The organism is Paenibacillus sp. MT124 (genome assembly GCF_058792755.1).
The window spans coordinates 5,853,543-5,872,582 of the sequence record NZ_CM179500.1; the positions used below are offsets into that span (position 1 = coordinate 5,853,543).

20 protein-coding genes are annotated in these 19,040 nt (G+C 39.1%); all 20 read right to left on the minus strand.

Annotated features, from left to right (window positions below):
- Positions 1 to 13 precede the first annotated feature (13 nt).
- A complete protein-coding gene (gene fliD, locus AC3RCI_RS26555) occupies positions 14 to 1,525 on the minus strand; it encodes a flagellar filament capping protein FliD (protein WP_492526976.1) in 1,512 nt (503 codons plus the stop codon).
- A 12-nt stretch (positions 1,526 to 1,537) separates the two neighbouring features.
- On the minus strand, positions 1,538 to 1,927 hold the full coding sequence (locus AC3RCI_RS26560) for a flagellar protein FlaG (RefSeq protein ID WP_492526977.1): 390 nt from the start codon (positions 1,925 to 1,927) through the stop codon (positions 1,538 to 1,540).
- 56 nt (positions 1,928 to 1,983) lie between these two features.
- Positions 1,984 to 3,150 (minus strand): DegT/DnrJ/EryC1/StrS family aminotransferase, encoded by a 1,167-nt coding sequence (locus tag AC3RCI_RS26565; protein ID WP_492526978.1) that lies wholly within the window; start codon positions 3,148 to 3,150, stop codon positions 1,984 to 1,986.
- A gap of 2 nt (positions 3,151 to 3,152) precedes the next feature.
- On the minus strand, positions 3,153 to 3,725 hold the full coding sequence (locus AC3RCI_RS26570; protein ID WP_492526979.1) for an acyltransferase: 573 nt from the start codon (positions 3,723 to 3,725) through the stop codon (positions 3,153 to 3,155).
- Positions 3,722 to 4,804, minus strand: coding sequence for a Gfo/Idh/MocA family protein (locus AC3RCI_RS26575; RefSeq protein ID WP_492526980.1), 1,083 nt, complete (start codon positions 4,802 to 4,804; stop codon positions 3,722 to 3,724). Before AC3RCI_RS26575 ends, AC3RCI_RS26570 begins: the two co-directional genes overlap by 4 nt.
- A gap of 11 nt (positions 4,805 to 4,815) precedes the next feature.
- Positions 4,816 to 6,123: a nucleotide sugar dehydrogenase gene (locus AC3RCI_RS26580; RefSeq protein WP_492526981.1), complete on the minus strand. Its 1,308-nt coding sequence runs from the start codon at positions 6,121 to 6,123 to the stop codon at positions 4,816 to 4,818.
- Positions 6,124 to 6,126: 3 nt separating this feature from the next.
- A complete protein-coding gene (gene wecB / locus AC3RCI_RS26585) occupies positions 6,127 to 7,224 on the minus strand; it encodes a non-hydrolyzing UDP-N-acetylglucosamine 2-epimerase (protein WP_492526982.1) in 1,098 nt (365 codons plus the stop codon).
- Positions 7,225 to 7,248: 24 nt separating this feature from the next.
- A complete protein-coding gene (locus AC3RCI_RS26590; protein WP_492526983.1) occupies positions 7,249 to 7,833 on the minus strand; it encodes a class I SAM-dependent methyltransferase in 585 nt (194 codons plus the stop codon).
- Positions 7,823 to 9,598, minus strand: a complete 1,776-nt coding sequence (locus AC3RCI_RS26595) for a tetratricopeptide repeat protein (RefSeq protein WP_492526984.1) — start codon at positions 9,596 to 9,598, stop codon at positions 7,823 to 7,825. The genes AC3RCI_RS26590 and AC3RCI_RS26595 overlap by 11 nt, the downstream gene beginning before the upstream one ends.
- 20 nt (positions 9,599 to 9,618) lie before the next feature.
- Entirely contained in the window at positions 9,619 to 11,499 is a 1,881-nt protein-coding gene (locus tag AC3RCI_RS26600; protein ID WP_492526985.1) for a glycosyltransferase, read from the minus strand.
- A 159-nt stretch (positions 11,500 to 11,658) separates the two neighbouring features.
- A complete protein-coding gene (gene hag, locus AC3RCI_RS26605; RefSeq protein WP_492526986.1) occupies positions 11,659 to 12,549 on the minus strand; it encodes a flagellin Hag in 891 nt (296 codons plus the stop codon).
- A 144-nt stretch (positions 12,550 to 12,693) separates the two neighbouring features.
- Complete coding sequence (csrA, locus tag AC3RCI_RS26610; protein WP_492526987.1) at positions 12,694 to 12,939, minus strand: carbon storage regulator CsrA; 246 nt, start codon at positions 12,937 to 12,939, stop codon at positions 12,694 to 12,696.
- Positions 12,940 to 13,365 carry a flagellar assembly protein FliW gene (fliW, locus tag AC3RCI_RS26615; RefSeq protein WP_492526988.1) on the minus strand — a complete coding sequence of 142 codons (426 nt, stop codon included), beginning with the start codon at positions 13,363 to 13,365 and terminating at the stop codon, positions 12,940 to 12,942.
- 98 nt (positions 13,366 to 13,463) lie between these two features.
- The gene (locus tag AC3RCI_RS26620) at positions 13,464 to 14,033 is read right to left on the minus strand and encodes a DUF6470 family protein (protein WP_492526989.1); all 570 of its coding nucleotides are present in this window, start codon (positions 14,031 to 14,033) and stop codon (positions 13,464 to 13,466) included.
- A gap of 13 nt (positions 14,034 to 14,046) precedes the next feature.
- Positions 14,047 to 14,967 (minus strand): flagellar hook-associated protein FlgL, encoded by a 921-nt coding sequence (gene flgL / locus AC3RCI_RS26625; RefSeq protein WP_492526990.1) that lies wholly within the window; start codon positions 14,965 to 14,967, stop codon positions 14,047 to 14,049.
- A 23-nt stretch (positions 14,968 to 14,990) separates the two neighbouring features.
- On the minus strand, positions 14,991 to 16,547 hold the full coding sequence (gene flgK / locus AC3RCI_RS26630) for a flagellar hook-associated protein FlgK (protein ID WP_492526991.1): 1,557 nt from the start codon (positions 16,545 to 16,547) through the stop codon (positions 14,991 to 14,993).
- A 19-nt stretch (positions 16,548 to 16,566) separates the two neighbouring features.
- Positions 16,567 to 17,070 carry a flagellar protein FlgN gene (locus tag AC3RCI_RS26635; protein ID WP_492526992.1) on the minus strand — a complete coding sequence of 168 codons (504 nt, stop codon included), beginning with the start codon at positions 17,068 to 17,070 and terminating at the stop codon, positions 16,567 to 16,569.
- Between the two features lie 11 nt (positions 17,071 to 17,081).
- The gene (gene flgM, locus AC3RCI_RS26640) at positions 17,082 to 17,366 is read right to left on the minus strand and encodes a flagellar biosynthesis anti-sigma factor FlgM (RefSeq protein ID WP_492526993.1); all 285 of its coding nucleotides are present in this window, start codon (positions 17,364 to 17,366) and stop codon (positions 17,082 to 17,084) included.
- A 151-nt stretch (positions 17,367 to 17,517) separates the two neighbouring features.
- Positions 17,518 to 17,925 (minus strand): TIGR03826 family flagellar region protein, encoded by a 408-nt coding sequence (locus tag AC3RCI_RS26645; protein WP_095291363.1) that lies wholly within the window; start codon positions 17,923 to 17,925, stop codon positions 17,518 to 17,520.
- A gap of 261 nt (positions 17,926 to 18,186) precedes the next feature.
- Complete coding sequence (locus AC3RCI_RS26650; protein WP_492471387.1) at positions 18,187 to 18,987, minus strand: ComF family protein; 801 nt, start codon at positions 18,985 to 18,987, stop codon at positions 18,187 to 18,189.
- Positions 18,988 to 19,040 lie beyond the last annotated feature (53 nt).

Here is a 19,040-nt window from a genome sequence, read left to right on the forward strand (position 1 = left end):
CCTCCTATATTATTTACTGAAAATAACTTGCTAAGCTTGAAGATTGCGACTGGAATTGACTCATTGCTGTTTCCATTGCAGTAAACTGCTTGTAATAACGGGTTTCCCAAACCGTCATTTTTCGTTCTAGATCGGATATTCTTTTGTTATAATTCTTTAGTTGGTCTCCCATTATACTCTCTGTCTTAAGTGACATCGTAGCGTCTGTATCAAACTTTGATGTACCGACTTTTTTTGTAAACAAATCTAAAGTATCGTTTAATTTTGTTCTTAACTCACTAAATATAGGTTTACTATTCACATCTGAAGCAGAACCTTGAAAAATACTCAAAACTTTATCCGGGTTACTCGTGAGGGCTTCTTTCAACTTATCTTCATCTATCTTCAATTGGCCTTTTTCGTAATATTGCCCTGTTGTTATCCCTGCTTCACTTAAACCCTTCAAATTATTGGTAATAATCAATCTCATTGAAGTTACAGTCGAACTTAGTAATGTGTCATTCTTCAAAATACCGCTTTTGGCCTTATCTTCCCACTTTTTGATATCATCCTCGTTCATTGCTTCACGTTGATCATTTGTAAGAGGTTTGAAATCGCGATATTTTTCCTCTGAAATCTTTGAATTCATTAGGCCCAGTAATTCATTATAACTCTCAACAAAAGACTTAATAGTTTCTACAGCTTTAGTGGGATCGGATTGCGTTGTTATTTTAGAACCAGTATCCCCTGTAGTCTCCAGAATGGTTAATTTTATTCCATTTACCGTAAGAGTATCGCTTGTCGTAGTAAAATCTTGACTACCACCTAAGTCACTTGTAATCGTCACCTTACCGGTAGTATATTGAACTTTTCCACCGCTTCCGAAATCAGTTGGTACATTAAATTTCAATAGCGTTGTCAAAGAGCTAGATTTGGAATTTTTATCCGTGCCCGTATCCGTGATTTCTTTACCAAACTCCTTATGAGTAATTGTAAATTTCCCACTAACTTCATCAAAGGCAGCATTGACAGTGGGGATTGAAGAATTAATTCGGCTAATAACAACATCAATTGAATCATCTTTGGTAAATTTCACCGTCACATTATTAATGTTCAACTCATATTCATCTTGAACAGCATCTCCAGCTATTTGCGCCAAAGTTGTCCCTTTCGATGCTTTAACTGTAGGATCACTTGCTGTAGTTAAAGAAACTGCGCTTTTCATTACAGCTTTTTGAGCAAGTTCTTCTACTTTAACTGTCATTGGGACAGAACTCGCATTAGAATTAGCATCAGCTCTAACCGCAGTCGTGTTTCCACTTACTGTTGATTTTTGCGTGTTCATAGTTTCTGATAAACTCATGTTTTGGAGTTTATTCGTTAATTGAACAATTTTGCTGTTAAACTCTCTATAGCTGTCCCGAGTCCATTCCAGAATCTGTTTCTGTTGGCTTAATTTATCTAATGGAACTCGCTTGACTTGCATAAGAGATGTAACCATACTATCAATATCCATACCGGAAAACCCGTTTATTCTTGTAACCATTTCCCATCCCCCCTATACCTTTTGGTCTATCATGATTCCTGCAATTTCCATCATTTTGGCTACAAGATCCAAAGTCTTCTCTGGCGGTATTTCGCGAATTAGCTCTCCTGTTTCCTTATTGAGAACTTTTACTAGAATTTGGTTTGTTTTTTCATGCACACTCATTTCCAAAGTGGTTGTTGGTCCCTGTAGTGCCTTAACCGCTTTGTCTATCGCCTTTATGATCTGTTCATCGCCTGGTGGAATGTGCATTCCTTGTCGTTCAAGTTTGGACAAATCCGTTCCGTTTCTGACCGTTTGCAATAAATCGCTGTCCTGACTGCTACGAGCTTCGCCCTGAGTTCCACTAGCAGCCGAAGAAGTCCCGGTTACACTGGTAGAAAATGAAAACTGTAGATTCATCTTTCATCCCCCGCTGGAATTATTTATTATATATATCGGTTAGTATGTTGTGAGAATTAAGAGATTGGGTTTGAACTTTCAGAATTCAGATTGTATGACATTAAAAAATCAGTTATTACGTTACATACTCTTTCTATTTCTTCATTTGAAAGATATGGATGCATAGGTAGAGACAAAACAGTCTTACTCAATATATTGCTGACCGGATATAAACTGTCATCCAAATCCAAATAGGAAAAGGCTTGTTGTTTATGCATAGGCTTCTCATAATAAATCATACTTGGTATAGAGTAATCTTTTAATCTTTGTTGAAGTTCATTCCGTTGCTCATGATTTCCTAATTGAATGGTGTATTGCGCGAAGCTTGAATAATAACCAGTAGGAATCACCGGAGTTTTAACCACCTCAGATAGCAAGGCGGTATACCTCTCAAATACGTGATTAACATGATTAAGTTCATATTCTGTAAAAGCTTTGAATTTAACAATTAAGATAGCAGCCTGCATGGTATCTAATCTTGAATTCAAGCCAATTCTGCAATTGTCATACTTGTCTTTCCCTCTGCCATGAACCTTTAATGACCTCACCAATACATCGAGCTCATCATCATTAGTAAAAATAGCTCCACCATCTCCGTAGCACCCCAATGGTTTAGCAGGAAAAAATGAAGTTGTTGCTGCATGCCCGAAACTACCCGCTCTTCTTTCGTAGACCTTTCCACCAAAGCCTTGTGCAGCGTCTTCTAGGACTAGCATACCGTACTTGTTTGCTATTTCCGCAATGCTTTCATGATCAGCAGGAAGACCAAATAGATCTACAGGGATTACTACCTTGGGCACTAGATTTCCTTCTTCAATAACAGCTTGTACTGCTTTCTCTAACTTATCGGCATCCATATTAAATGTATCTGAACATACATCAACAAATACTGGAGTAGCTCCACACAAAGATACAATCTCTCCTGTAGAAAAAAATGTGAAGTCCGGAACAAAAACAGCATCACCCTCTTTTATGTCCCATGCCATCATCAACAAACTCATAGCATCTGTACCATTGGCGCAGGTGATACAATGCTTGACTCCAACATAATCCCCCAAAATACTTTCTAACTCCCTAACCTCGTTACCCTCAATGAAATTTGCCTCATTTATTGTTCTTTGAATAGCTAGATCAATTTCTGATTTATTAATTTCATATTGTGTCTTTAAGTCACGGAAATACATTTTCATCCCTCTTTCCGTCCGTTTAAACAGAGAGCGCCCTCTAAAAGCTCATACATTCTCCCACAATGACAATTAAAAGAATGATCAAGAGAATTTCCGCATTCGCATACCCAACCAATCTGCTTTGCAGGTACACCTGCATACAACGCATAATCAGGGACATTCGAAACCACAACTGCCCCAGCGGCAACTAAAGACCATTGTCCCAATCTTATTCCACAAACTATTGTGGCATTTGCTCCAATAGAAGCTCCGTATTTAACTTCCGTTTTCTTGTACGCATCCCGCCCTTTTGGATACATACTTCTAGGTGTCAGATCATTAGTAAAAACCACCGATGGACCACAAAATACATAATCCTCTAGAGTGACTCCTTCATAAATAGATACGTTATTTTGTATCTTTACATTATTTCCAATCCTAACATTATTGGAAACATTTACATTTTGGCCTAATGAACAATGCTTTCCTATAGCTGCTCCCTTTTGAATATGGCTAAAATGCCAAACCTTGGTGCCTTCACCTATTAAAACACCTTCATCTATATAGCTACTTTCATGAACAAAGAAACTCATATTGAAGTGACCCTTTCAAAATCAGTTGTTTTAGTTTGATACAGTGGCAAACGGATGCTTCGTCCTTCTGCAGCAGAAGTATAGATAGCGAGTACGAGCTCCAATGCTCTTCGACCATCTTCTGCAGTTACATATGGTTGTGTATCATTGTATATCGCTTTTTGGACATCAGCATAAAGGGCCTCATGGCCAAAACCATAGACATCAGTAGGATATTCACTATTGGACTGCTTGACTTCCTCATAATTATCTTGATTATCCGCGAAGTTCCATTCTTCTATTAAATTTACAGACTTTCCACCTGCTTTTGCAGTTCCCTTTTCTCCAAAAATATATAAAGTTTCCTCCAGGTTTTTTTGGAAGACATTCACTGTACCTTCAATCATTCCATATCCACCGTTTTTAAATTTCACTATTGCCAGTCCCAAATCTTCAGCTTCTATATAATCATGCTTAAGGTTATCAGTGATTCCTATTACTTCGGTAATCTCGTCCCCCATAAGCCAGCGCAGTAGATCTATATTGTGAATGCACTGATTCATCAATGCCCCACCATCATGAGCCCATGTCCCTCTCCACTCAGACTGGCTATAATACGCCTCTTCCCGGTTCCACCTTACATGGGCTGTACCATGAAGTAGCCTGCCAAAACGCCCCGAGTCAATGGCCTCCTTTATTTTTTGAACAGATTTATTAAAACGATTTTGGTGGCAAGCGCTCACTTTCAAACCTTTATCCTTCGCCAAATCAACGATAACGTCGGCTTCTTCTAGAGATAAAGCTATTGGCTTCTCAATAATCAAGTTGATACCCGCGTGCAAACAGTTGATAGCAATTTCACCATGAGATCCACTTTCAGTACATATCGCAATTAAATCTATATCTTCTTCTTGTAGCATCACCTGGTAATCCGTGTAACGTCGAACCGTTTCTGGTAAACTATGTTCCACGAGAAGCCGATTCATATTATCAGGAACTAAATCGCACAAAGCAACGATTTCAATCCCATTCCGAACCGCAGCGGCAATATGATTTGTTGAAATGCGCCCACAGCCAATAATGGCATACCTGATCCCCATTCCTTTTCCCCCTATAGCAGTTCAATATTCGTTCTATTCTCTATATCTTTCATTGCATTCTTCGTATCAAAGATAGCAATAGCATATTTTTGGACCATATGATAATCAATAGATGTATGAGCTGTGGTGATTACTACCAAGTCAACGCTTCGTACTAATTCTTCTGTTAAAGACAATTCACTGTATCGTGTACTGCCTCCATCACTATATTCGGTAACATGAGGATCATAATAAATCACACGGCTTCCTACTCTTTCAAATTCATTTAAAACCTTTATAGCGGGGCTTTCCCTATAATCACTAATATCCTGCTTATACGCTACACCTAATATTAGAACTGTCGATCCGTTGAGCGGCTTCATATGTCGATTTAAAATTTTGCTAGAACGTTCTACACAGTATTCAGACATTCTGTCATTAATCATCATGGAGGATTCAATCATTGAAATATGAAACCCATATTCACGGGCTTTCCAGGATAGATAATAGGGATCCAGTGGTATGCAGTGACCACCTAACCCTGGGCCAGGATAGAACGCTTGGAAACCATATGGTTTCGATTTTGCAGCATCAATAACTTCCCAGATGTTTATCCCCATTTTATTGGACAACATAGCCAATTCGTTAATTAATCCAATATTAATATTTCTATAGGTGTTCTCCAATATTTTCTCCATTTCGGCAATGGCAGGGGAGGATACTCGGTGTATAGGCGCTTCCAATATGCTCTCATAAAGAATAGCCGCAATATCCGTACATTTCCTAGTTATTCCTCCAACAACTTTTGGAGTGTTTTTGGTTTTGTAAATTATGTTCCCCGGGTCCACTCTCTCCGGAGAGAATGCTAGATAAAAATCCTCGCCACAAACCATCCCTGATTTCTCAAATATCGGCTTTAATAAATCTTCGGTAGTACCAGGGTAGGTGGTAGACTCAAGCACTATAAGCATTTGTTTATGCATATATGGAACTATGGATTCAGCAGACTTTCTAATGTAGCTTAAATCCGGTTGTTGATGATCATCAAGCGGAGTTGGTACACAAATACAAACACAGTCTGCTCTTGCGACCTCCGAAAAATCGGTTGTAGCCGATAAAAGTCCAGAATCTATAATGGATTGCAAATCTTCGTTAACGACATCACCTATATAATTCACGCCTGCGTTAACCAGTTCCACTTTCGAAGACTGAATATCAAAACCAATGGTTTTAAACCCTGCTTTCGCTTTCTCAACGGCTAGCGGCAAACCTACATACCCCAGTCCAATTACTCCTAGTACAGCAGTTCTATCTTCGAGTTTCTTTCTGAGATGCTCCATTTATTAAATCCTTTCGTTTGTTATAATTCGGTGTATAGCCTCAGCAGCATTTCCACCTCCGAAGGGTTGTGTAGAAATTGTTTCTAACTTATCTATCCTTCTGCTTGCTTTCTCTAGGATCTCACTACCTTTTATTTGACACAGGATATTCCAGCTATTTTCCAATGTCTCGATCCATTCAGTTTCCTCTCTAAGTGTCACGCAAGGAGTTTTTAAAAAGTAGGCTTCCTTTTGTAGACCACCCGAATCCGTAAGGACCATAAATGCATTTGCAGTCAAATATAACATTAACAGATACCCTACAGGCTCTGTAATAATTACGTTTCGTAAGTTCAAACCCAGTTTCGCAACTGCATTTTTAGTTCTGGGATGTAGCGGAAGAATTACCTTTTTCTCCAATAATTCAAAAGCTGTTAAGATTTCTCTTAACTTCTCTACATCATTTGTATTCTCAGCACGATGTATAGTAGAAAGGTAATAATCCCCCTCTTCTAAATATGGAAATTCACTATTCATTTTTTGCAGTTCGGAAATCCAGGCTCCATTTGAATACTTTATTTGAGATACGTTTCTATTTTGAAGAACCGCATCAAACATAATATCTCCTGTATTATGAACCCCAGAAACTATTCCCTCTTTACTGAGGTTCTCAACAGCTCTTTGTGTTGGGCATAAAAGCAATTTCGAAACGTGATCAGTTAATATCCTGTTCTGTTCTTCAGGCATTTGTTTATTGTAGCTTCTTAAGCCAGCTTCTACATGAAATACGGGAACATTTAATTTACTAGCAGCAAGCGAGCCCGCCAACGTTGAATTTGTATCCCCGTAAACAAGTACACCATCAGGCTGTTCACTAATTATGATCTTTTCAATACCCTCAAGCATTCTCCCTGTCTGGTATCCATGTCCGCCTGATCCAACATTAAGGTTATAATCAGGTTTTGGAATAGATAGTTCTTGGAAAAACACTTCAGACATATTCGCGTCATAATGTTGACCAGTATGAATCAAAATTTCGCTATTTTTTTTTCTGAGAACTTTTGAAATAGGTGCAGCTTTTATAAACTGTGGCCTAGCACCAATTACTGTTAAAATTTTCATAAAAAATCCCCTTCAAAAATACAACTATAAAAGTTTCTGATTCCTTTCAGCGTATACTAAAAAGATCTTATTATTTGCACCAACATCAAATGTAATAATATTCTTAATATCTACTAGACCGTTATAACGCATTGCTACATCCATTCTAGATTTGAACCATCTAACATGTCCTTCAGAGTAAAAGTTAGGTACGGAAAACAGAATGTTGGTTCCTGATTTTAGTCTATTTAGAATTTCCAAATCTCCATCCAAGTGCTCTAATATTTCAAACAGTATTGCAACATTGTAATCTAGTTTGAATAGTTCCGTCTTGTAAACATCATCAACATAAAATAATGATCTCAGTTTATCATTCCGGATTTTTGCGTGTTTGATAGCTTCCGAACTAAAATCCATACCTATATAACTAGTGATTTGATTATCAAATAATAAATTTGCAAACTGTCCCGGTCCACATCCAATGTCAAATACTCTAGGGTTTTCATAAGAATTAATTATTGCAACTGCTGTTTTCCATATATCATAGTAATGAATCTCACTATAGTGCTTATAGTAAGTTTCGTTCCAACCTCCCAATTCAAAAGCCTTATCATAGAATTCACTGTTCATTTCTGTTAACTGTAGATTTTGTTTTTTTTGGTGGCAAGGAAACTAATTCATCAAAAACTTCACTTAATTTTTTGGTTAACTGCTTCCTCTCGTACATTTCAATTTTCTCTGTAGTCATCAAATCCTTGTATTCATCTTCCTCCCATTGCTTATACATTTGGAAAATATAGTTCTCTATCGTATCTATGTCATGAAATTCGCAGTTTATCCCACGTTCAGTGTTCTTTATCAATTCGTCTACAAGGCTTCCTTTAGGTGAAAGAGCAAGAATTCGTTTACCAAGCCGTAAATATTCAAACACTTTGCCTGTATAAACAGATTTATTTCTTTCTCCCGGACCTACGATCAGAAGTAAAAGATCAGAGTTATTGGCTTGAATAAGACTAGTTCGATGGTCTAAGTAACCAAGGAATTTAACATTACTTTCTATACCCAATTCGCTTGAGAGTTTTCCCCATTTTATATCATCATCTGTTTGAGTAAATAAAATCTGAATTCGACTTTCGGGTATTAAACCTTTTTCCACCAGATTAGCAACTGCCTGTAAAAATGTTTCAGGGGTTCTAATCATGTACAAAAGTCCATTATGCATGATTGTAAATTTCTTACTAGAATTAAGGGATACTCTTTCATCAAACAAATCCTCAAAATCTTCTTCATCATAACCATTAGTTATTGTCAGAATTTTCTGTTCATCGATCCCAAAATCATTAACATAATTTGACTTAGCATGGGAAGTAATAGAGAGAACTTTCTCGCTGCTTTGTAAAATGTTCTTTTCCATTTCGCGAAATATTGTATAGATTAAATCGCTTTTGTTGTACTCAATGTAAGGGTTGTTAGTCCACTCATCCCTGAAATCCACGACCCACTTTTTCTCATATTCAACTTGTAATAGATAACCAAGTATATGATCCGAGTATGGACCGGAAGTTGAATATATAAGATCAATTTCATTAAAATCAATCAGATCCCCTATCTGATCAAACGCTTCTTTCACAAATACAATTGCTGGATCCGGCAACAAGCCATATTGGTTCATTAGCTCTGGATTTGAGTTAAGAGCATCAACGTATTTGGTCATAATCTCGTTATTGTTCACGACAATTTGATAAATCCCCACTAACCTATTCATAAACGCAAGGTCTACATCCACTTGTTCTGATATCCGAATAATCTCTAATTCGTTAGGAATCTCTTTTTCCAAGGTAGGATCCATTAAATTGGATTGAGTATCACCTACTGTCAGTACAACAGGTTCCCATCCATAATCCCTTAAATACTTCACAAATTTAAGTGTTCTTTGTACTCCTGATCCACCTAGAGGCGGGAAAATATACGCTATAAACAGCACTTTTTTTCTAGCTTTATATTCTTTCACATGTGACATAGATTCAAGTTCCAACATTTTCAATTCTGCTGCCTCTAGTATTTCTCCTGATGCTAATTCTTTTAACTTTTTATATTCTCTATAGGCACAAATGTACTTTTCTTGAACTTCGTATAAATACGCGAGATTATAGATAAGATGAACATCATATGGCTTTTGCTTTAATCCATCTTGGAAAAATTGTTTAGCTTGGCTGAAATCACCTTCATGAATTGAAATTATACCTTTTATCGAAAATAAATCATGATCATTGCTTTGAAGAAGCTCATATTCTTGTACATACTTCTTTGCCTCGTTCAAATAGCCTTTTGTAATGAGTTCCTCTATATTCTTTTTAAAAAGAAGAGAATAATTATGCATACTTTCGTTATTCATAAAACAGCTCCGTTCTGGAATCAAATTGTTGATCTAACATGTAACGAATATGGAAAACGCTCATTTATAGCTGTTTTTGTTTTATTTATTCCTTCAACGTCTTTTACTTTTTCATAGTAATTCAAACTTCTTTCATACGATGGGTATTTAGGATCCAAATCTATAAGTTTGGCATAAAATAGTTGTGAATCTTCAAAATAGTTGTTACGTAAGCACAAGTCACCTAAAAGTCCAACAACTTCAACATTGTTAGGTTGATTTTTGAAAACTGAGATTAGTAGATCAATTGCAAGCTCATCAAAGCCAAATTCACTTAACAGCTTACTCAGTCTTACTCTAATCTCCGGCTTAGATTCAATTAATATCTCGGCTAGCCACTGAAAACGATCAAATTCCTCCAAAATAATTAAGTACATACAAGTTTCCACTAATATATGTTCAAGTTTTGTAGTAAGCACAACTTTCCCATTTTGAGCAGTAGCAATAAGCCGAACGGTACCTATTTCTTTATTACTAAGGTTAAATAATTGCTGAATGTCTTTCAGAAAACAATCTTCTGATAGTAGAATAGAAAGTAATAATAAATCCTTCCCATTTTCCTCTTCCTTGTTATTTATTAGAGACCAGAGCATCCTCGCTTCTTCATACTTTTTACTATATATTTTCGCTGTTGCCGCTATATTAGGCTGAGCATTGATAGTGTATCGAATTAGATAATAATCGAGTAAGGGGTTTCGCGAGCCGTATACGTTATTAAGCAACAATTGCAAATCATCCACATTCTTAATTGAGTAAATATGTGTTAAGACATCTTCAAAGTCGCTAAACTTTATCTTTAACTTTGGAAATAATTTTAAATACTGCTGAATAGCCGGTATAAAATTGTTTTTCAACTCTAGAGCTTTGACAACTTCCGCTAAGCTATCTTCAAGGCGTCCAAGTTGCTCGTAAAGTTCTGCTAACCTTAAGTGAGCCAAATATCCCCCGCTACCTTCAGTAACGTAATACCCTTGGTCTCCAATATCAATACATCTGCGATAGCACATCTCGGCATCACGATAATAACCATTGTTTTGGTAGATAATACCCAAAATATAGACCATTTCAGTTTCTTTTGGAAAAAGCATGATTGAGTCTGTCAAAATTGAAAGTGCTTCATCCGTTTGTTTTAGTTCAGCCATGGCATAAGCAAGTTTAGTTAAAAGCTCCGGAAGAAAAACTCTATTCTTACTTAGAGGATAGGACTTTTTATAATATTTGGAGGCTTCCTTATAATTACCTATGCCAAAATAGGTTTGCCCCATGTTATAAAGATTGTAAGCAGTGGGGTTTTCTTTCACCTCAAGCTCCATCAATGGTAAATTCCTATTTAGTTTTTTCTCTTCAAGACGTGCTCCATCCGCATAGCCGACATGGTAAATCACATTACTTGATGTCCCATTAGTGTATTTTGTATGATCTTCTATTATATTCAAATGTTCATGTAGTCTATTCTCATAAAATAAATTCAAAGATCTTTTAAACAACCTCACGGCTGTATGGTCAAACGACATTCCTAACCCTATATGATTCTTTATATTAAATGCATAATAATCGTAATCAAAAATTAAATCTCTTTCTAAGTCTGCGTGTTCATCTAAATACTCATCAGCATCCAACACTAGGATATAATCCGATGTAGCATATTTAATAGACTCATTTCTAGCGGCAGAAAAATCGTTCACCCATTCAAAATAATATATTTTATCCGTATATTTACGAGCAATTTCTAATGTAGAATCGGTTGACCCGGTATCAATAATAATAATTTCATGAACAATATTTTTGACACTTTCCAAGCAGCGCGCCAACACACCTTCCTCATTTTTAACAATCATACATAATGATATTGTATTGTTCATAATATCCTCTCGTCTCTTTAGTCTTACTATATATGTCGGTGCAGAATACAATTTTTATTAGTCGTTTCAAAAACAAAAGGTTAGAAAATATATCCATATAGAGACAACTAAGCACAAAAAAACCTGCCAGAAAAACTGACAGGTTTTTTGTGCTTAGAATTAACGAAGCAATTGCAGAACTGCTTGAGGCTGTTGGTTAGCTTGTGCCAACATAGCTTGGGAAGCTTGAGCCAAGATATTGTTTTTCGTTTGGTTCATCATTTCTTTCGCCATGTCTACGTCACGAATACGGGATTCAGCTGCAGACAAGTTCTCGGAAGTAGTTCCCAAGTTGTTGATTGTGTGTTCCAAACGGTTTTGGTAAGCACCCAATTTAGCGCGCTCTGTAGAAACTGTTTCGATAGCATTGTTGATTGTTGTGATTGCTGCATCAGCAGACTTTTGAGTAGAGATAGCAATACCAGAAGCAGTTGTTGCTGCAGTTGTTCCAGTAGCAGAAGCTGCAGTGCCACCAGCAACTTTCAAGCTTGCTGCGTCCATTGCAGTAATTGAAAGAGTGATATTTTGACCAGCATTGGCACCAATATGGAAAGTAAGATCTGCTGCACTTGTTACACCGGATCCTGTTTTAGCAGAACCATCCAACAGTTTCTTTGTATTGAACTCAGTAGTGTTGGAAATACGAGTGATTTCTTTTGCCAGCTCGTCCACTTCGTTTTGTAGTGCTTCGCGGTCTTTATCTGTGTTAGTATCGTTGGAAGATTGAACAGCAAGCTCACGCATACGTTGCAGGATGGAGTGAGTTTCGTTCAATGCACCCTCAGCTGTTTGGATCAAGGAAATGCTGTCTTGAGCATTTTTAGTAGCCATATCCAAACCGCGGATTTGTCCACGCATTTTTTCGGAGATTGCCAAGCCTGCAGCGTCGTCACCAGCACGGTTGATACGCAGACCGGAAGACAATTTTTCGATCGCTTTGTTAGTGTTAAGCGTGTTAGTACCCAGTTGACGATGAGTATTCATCGCAGCAATATTGTGGTTGATAATCATTTGGAATTTCCTCCCTGAAAATAAGTTAGTTCCACATCCATGTGGTAAACGCCGCGACATTAAGGTCGGCCGCCCTGCCGAAGCAGCGTCTAAAATATATATCGACAGTTAATGAGGAACTGTTTATAGCAAATTGGAATTTTTTTATTTTTTTTTATTTTCTGTTCCTTGGAGTAATTCCATAAACGCAGCAATACTCGGACCATGTAGCATTGCAGACTCCCGGTTCGCTTCTTGAATTGACGCATAGACCTCTTTCCGAAAAATATCAATGTGTTTGGGTGCAGATATACCAATCCTTACTGTATCTCCTTCAACAGCGAGTACAGTTACCTCGATATTATCCTGAATGATAACAGATTCTCCCTTTTTACGTGACAAAACTAACATTCAGACCCCACCCTTCATCGAAGTTGTCTCTTCTGTCCAAATAAGATGTTTGGTCACATAACCCGATTGTTGAAGTACTACTTGTTTTCCTACCCTTTTCACTGGATTAATTACAACTGGAGCCAAAAGGTTCATTGTTGATTTAATCGCTTCTGAGTGTACAGTGACTATGGAATATACTATAACTTCCGATTCAATTGCGAGTTCCTCTCTATCTTCTTCACTCAGTTCAAAACTATAGTCTAGTTTAAATTCAAAAGGACTTACAACTAAGAAAGTGAGCGACTTTTCTTTTAGGGACTGCAAATAACTAAAAGAGGTGCCTTCCCAAGGAATCAAAGCAAAATTGGTTTCACTCTCGAAACCTGGTAACCCTTTTGGAAAATGATATATATTTTGTTCTTCTACTTCAATTTCATCCCACATACTTGTCTGAATTAAAATGATAAACGCCTCCTTGGCGGAAATTTATGCAAAAAAGCTATAGTAGGCTCAAATATGACCGTCTATAGCTTCATTATAACTTATAATTCTATATCTACAGCAGGAGGAGTAAATTCAATGGAAGCATACTGTTTAACATATATATCGAGCTTTCCACGAATATATTCAATCTGAGGTTTGTTAACGTTGACGTTTAATTCAGATACAGCTGATTCGAAATGAATAGTCGGTGCACGAGTCTCAATTTTTATATCGACATTATCCATTGAAGCAGGTGTTCTTGTTTCTGGGAAAGGCTTTGACTCCCAATTAGTGCCCACAATGTTAGCAATAGTGTTTCCAGGTTTGTGAATAGCAGCCAGTTGATTCCCTTGTTGAACACGTTCTGCCATATTCTCCATAAATTTTTTTTCAATGCCTGAATAGATTCGTGCATTCATATCAATCATGTTTCCACCAGTATAAGCGGATAGTGCTCTGCTCTGGTCTACCTCAAATCGGATGGGGTGACTCTCCACAGTCAGTTTTGACGGACGTGTCTTCATCTGGACATCTGCCTGCGGCTGACGAATAGAATACTGCCCTGGATCAGCATCAATATGCAATAAGGATGGCTTTGCATAAATTTGTACAATGGGAAGAGTTTTCATCGCTCTCCCCCTTTTATCTAAGGAAATCAACTAGAGATTGAGATATAATTTTAGCACCTGTTGAAAGGGATGCATTATATATATTTTCCTGTATCTTTGATTGGATAGCCAATTCGGCAAAATCTGCATCTTCCACTTTGGATTGCAACTCTGTTAGGTTGACTTCAAGATCACCCAATCTACCTTGCATCAGGTCAACCCTGTTGGTTTTAGCACCAATCTCAGAACGGATTGCCAGCATCTTGTTGGCACGAGTGTCAATTGTGTTAAGTTGATTAGATAACTCTTCAATATCTCCATCCGCAAGTGCCTGACTAATTGTATTAAAGATCACAAACAGATTGTCAGCTTCTGTTGAGTTTCCAAAAACCTCATTTCCAGTCACATTAATTGGCAATTGTATGCCTTCTCCAACGATAAAATTAATCTTTCCGGAATCGGTGACAATGTTAGCGGCATTGGTTGTATCAAAAGAGCCATCCGTATTTGTTGGAAAATCATACGGTTTTTGATCATAGGTTTCACCGTTGAAAATATATTTACCATTTAAAGTACTATTTGATATATCCACGAGTTGCGCCTTAAGTTGTTTAACTTCCTCATTAATACTATCCAATGCCTCTTGGGGATTCGTTCCTGTAGCAGCCTGCACTGTCAGTTCTCTCAACCGCTGAACTACACTGCCTGCTTGATCCATTACAGTATCATTAAAATCTAGCCATGAAATTGTGCTGTCCACATTCTTTTGATACTGTTCGTTAGATGACAGTTCCGCACGGTAACGAAGCGAGTACGTAATCCCTACAGGATCGTCAGAAGGCTTGTTAATTTTCCGGCCTGTTGCCATCTGCGTTTGTGTATTGTTCATTTGCTGAGCATTCCGGTTCAGGTTAAGAATCAACTGTGAGCTAAGCATGTTATTCGTTATTCTCATGGTCTTCTAGTCACTCCCCTCTATTATCTGCCTACCGTACCAGTTGAGTTAATCAATTTATCAAGTAATTGGTCATATGTGGTCATAAAACGTGCTGAAGCACTGTATGCATGCTGGAATTTAATCATGTTAGCCATCTCTTCGTCCAGGGAAACCCCACTGACGGATTGGCGTCGTGTATCAACCTGTTCAACAAGGAACTCCGAGTTAGATGTTTGACGTGCAGCTTCCTGAGATTGAACACCGAGTTGCCCCACAATGGCACTGAACTGTGCACCAACCGTCGCATTACGCAATCCATCAGCTGACTTCATTGGAGTATCCTTAAGGTTAGCTAGCAGATTAGCCAAGGTATTATTACCTTTGATAACACTCTCTGTTCCAGAAGCATCGGTTACAGTACGTAAAGAAGTTGCAATTTTATTGGGATCAGCCAAAATCTCAGCATTTAATGAGATATTTCCTGCTGTGATGGCTGTACCACCATCTGAGGATGTAAAGAAAGGCAATCCAGGAGAAGTTGTTCCATCCATACTGTATCCAAGTTGATGCAGACCATTGAGACCTTTAACCGTAACAGTTAGGTCAGCAGTCAATGTGCGGGCAGCCCCTGTGTAAGTGACACCGTCCAAAACAGTATTGTTCGGCAGAACCGAGCCTGCTGGTAATGTAATCTGAATATCTCCGTTGGCAAGTGTATTCGCTAGGTCATCCATTTGCTTCTGGTAGTCACTGACCAAGGTATCCCGTGACTTAATCATACCGTGAACTTCACCATTGTTTAGATTACCTGCAGTATACGCGGCATTCAGGAAGGCTGGATCTACAACGGCCTGGACAGCTCCTCCTGTAACAAGTGCTTGTCCATTCATTTGAATAGAGTAACCTTGCGGAGAATCTGTGACCGTAATATTCATGATTTTGGATAACTTGTCCGCCATCAAGTCACGTTGGTCACGCAAGTCGTTGGCATTGTCACCAAGAGACTCCACCTTAACTATAGCGCTGTTAAGATTCGCAATGTTCCCAAGATACCCTTGAATTTCACTGCTCTTCACTTCAATGTTATTGTCCAAATCCCGGCTGAGTGCATCCAGCTGCCGACTGATCTGGTTCATAGCATCCGTCAAAGCCAGTGTAGTTTCCTTAACAATCCTGCGTGCTGTAACATCCTCCGGATTTTTACTCAGATCAGACCAAGATTTGTAGAAGTTATCCATAACTGTCCTGAAACCTGTATCGGATGGTTCGTTCACAATGGCTTCCAGCTTCTCCAACGTATCACGCTGGATGGACCAACTCCCGAAGTTGGTGTTTTCATTACGATACTGGTCGTCTAGAAACTTCTCACGGACACGGGTAATGGAGTCAAATTCCACCCCTGTACCGAGTTGTCCGGGGGTTGTACTGTGGAGAAATGCAAAAGGCTCCATTGGAATGGAAGCCTGCATATTTACCTTTTGACGTGAGTAGCCTTCCGTGTTGGCATTCGCTACGTTATGTCCCGTTGTACTTAGGGCCGTTGTTTGTGTAAACAAGCTTCGTTTAGCCGTTTCGATTGAATGAAATGTAGATGTCACCTGGTTTCCCCCTATTTAATCAAGCACGTGTATCAAATAGTCCGATTCGTCCTGGATTCCCGTTCTTATCAGCAGGATGCTGATAAGTGGCATCCTGTTCTGGCCGAGAAGCAAATATGTCCATGGAAAGATCAATGAACATTAGTGATTGCTCGATCAGTTTTTGATTCAATTGATTAATTTCCTTTAGCTCCTGCAGTGTTCCCGCCAGCTTCTTCTGAACTTCGAGCAATCGCTGCTTGTCAGCCGGATCAAAAATCAGCTTAGAGATCTCGGTAACGTTCAAATTCAACATGGATTTGATCCCGCGTTCCTGAAGAAGTTCGTGAACCGCACTAAGCCGTTCACTCTCAAGTGGCTCCTGCTGCTTCATAAACTTGGATTCCTTGTTCATCAGGGCAATCAGTTGATCCACATCGTTTTTGACAATAACCTGCCTTTTGATCTCGCTAAGTGCCAGCATCTCGCGGTGACTTTGTTCCATTTGCTGCAAAACTGCAATTAATCTGTCCAGTGCTGCCATTACGTGATCACCTATTCCTTATCAAATGACTTAAAGTACGGCAGTAACTTGTCAGCAAGTTTACTGCTGTCTACCTGGTAAGTTCCCGTACTCACCTGTTCCTTCAGTTCCTGTATACGTTGTATGCGTGCTGCATCCTGTGTACGACTTTGATCTTCAAGCATCTTCATTGCCTCCGGAGAAATGGATACTTCGTCCTTACGGCGGCTTTTCTTAGCGTCAGCCTGCTGATTGGATTCAATGTTCCTTTGATAGGAATTAATAGCACCAATTCTATTCGGTTCATTGATTTTCATACGAAATACACTTCCTTCACCTTGGGATTTTTACATTATCTTTATCATTGCGAACAATTCGGATAATAAAAAAAACCGATAATCTTTAATAAGTTTATCGGTACATTCCAAAACATTTGTTATAGCAAGAGCTGCATTTAAGCCCTCGTTCCTATGAATCCCGGAGTTTGTCGACAGCATTGTAGGCTCGTCCGCCTATATTGCCATTATCCTTCTGACCTACCTCACGTGCTGCCCCAGCCAAGTCTTTCGTTAAGCGATTACGGCATGAGTCACACATATGCCCTTCACGAATTAGCGTTCCGCATACCTCACAAGGATACATCATATTCGGGGCGTTTTCGATGGAAATCCGTCCCTCCCGGATGAACTTGGTGATCTGCTTAATGGAAATCTCCGTTGCATCAGATAGTTCCTGTATGTTAGTGCCTTTATTCTCCCGTAAATAATCTACGCAAGTCTGATATTCCTGTTCTATTTCCTTAATGCAATTCGAGCATACATCCCGAAAGTTCAATGCATATAACCTGCCACAGCGAGGACAATTACCCAGATTCATCGCTTAAACGCCCCTCTCAAACTTCCTCATTCCGATGGATAATACCTATACATTACCTTATTTTCTCACATCTAGTCCATAGTCTATTTGCGCACCAGGAGGACCAAGAATGCGTACATACGCAAATTTTCAGAAGATATTTTATGGCTATAATTGAATAATTCCTATACTTTCCTCATTGTGAAAAAGATTTTTTTCTTTTATCTCATGATAATCTATTACATCTCTGAAATTCAAACTCTCCTGTAATCATAAATATTGCTATGATCGCGCCAATGATAATGTATAGATTTCTACTGGAATATCACTTGAGACAGCCGCATTTAAAATAACCCTACCACACGCATCCAAAGTACTCCCCGTTGTGTAAATATCATCGATTAATAGCAATTGTAGTGGACAAGAGTGCTCTCTAGCAGAATTAGATCCTGTTTTGCCTATGTAGAGGTCCCTTAAAGTATCCATTACACCGGGGCTTATTGAAAAAGCTTCCTTCATGGTCTCAATCCGTTCGCTGCGCGTCTTGAAGCTCTGCTTCGTGGTGTTGATCCGGCGCTGCAGCAGATCAACTACGGGTAGGCTGTAGGCCGCGGCGAGTCCTGAAGCAAGCCGCTCAGCTTGGTTGAAGCCGCGCTCGGCAAGGCGCTCGCTGCTGACGGGAACGTAAGTCACCGCGTCGGGCCGCCATCGCGGCTTTGGGGTTTGGAGCAGCGACTTCGGTTGGCTTGTCGCTGCTTGAGGGTCGGCGCGCACGGCTGTTGATGCGTGTGCGCTAGGTGGTTGAACGCGCGCGTAAGTTGACGCGCGCGGATTCGGTGGATGCAAGCTGGCATCCACCGGAGGTGAAGCAGAGGTGGCGGAATAAGCCACAGAAGCTTGGGTTTCTTTTGCGGCAACCAAACTCAGTTCTTCACTCATGGCTTGAAAGGCTTGAATGAGAATGGATGTTAACAGCGGTCCGTAGCGCTCGTGGCCCCTGAATTTGTACATGCCAATCCATTCTTTCATAAGAGCATTGTATTGAACGGAACTGCGGTTGCAGATAAACGAACGATTGGCCATATGTGGACGGCTGCAGTCCGGACAACCGATGGCCCGGCCACAACGCAGACAGC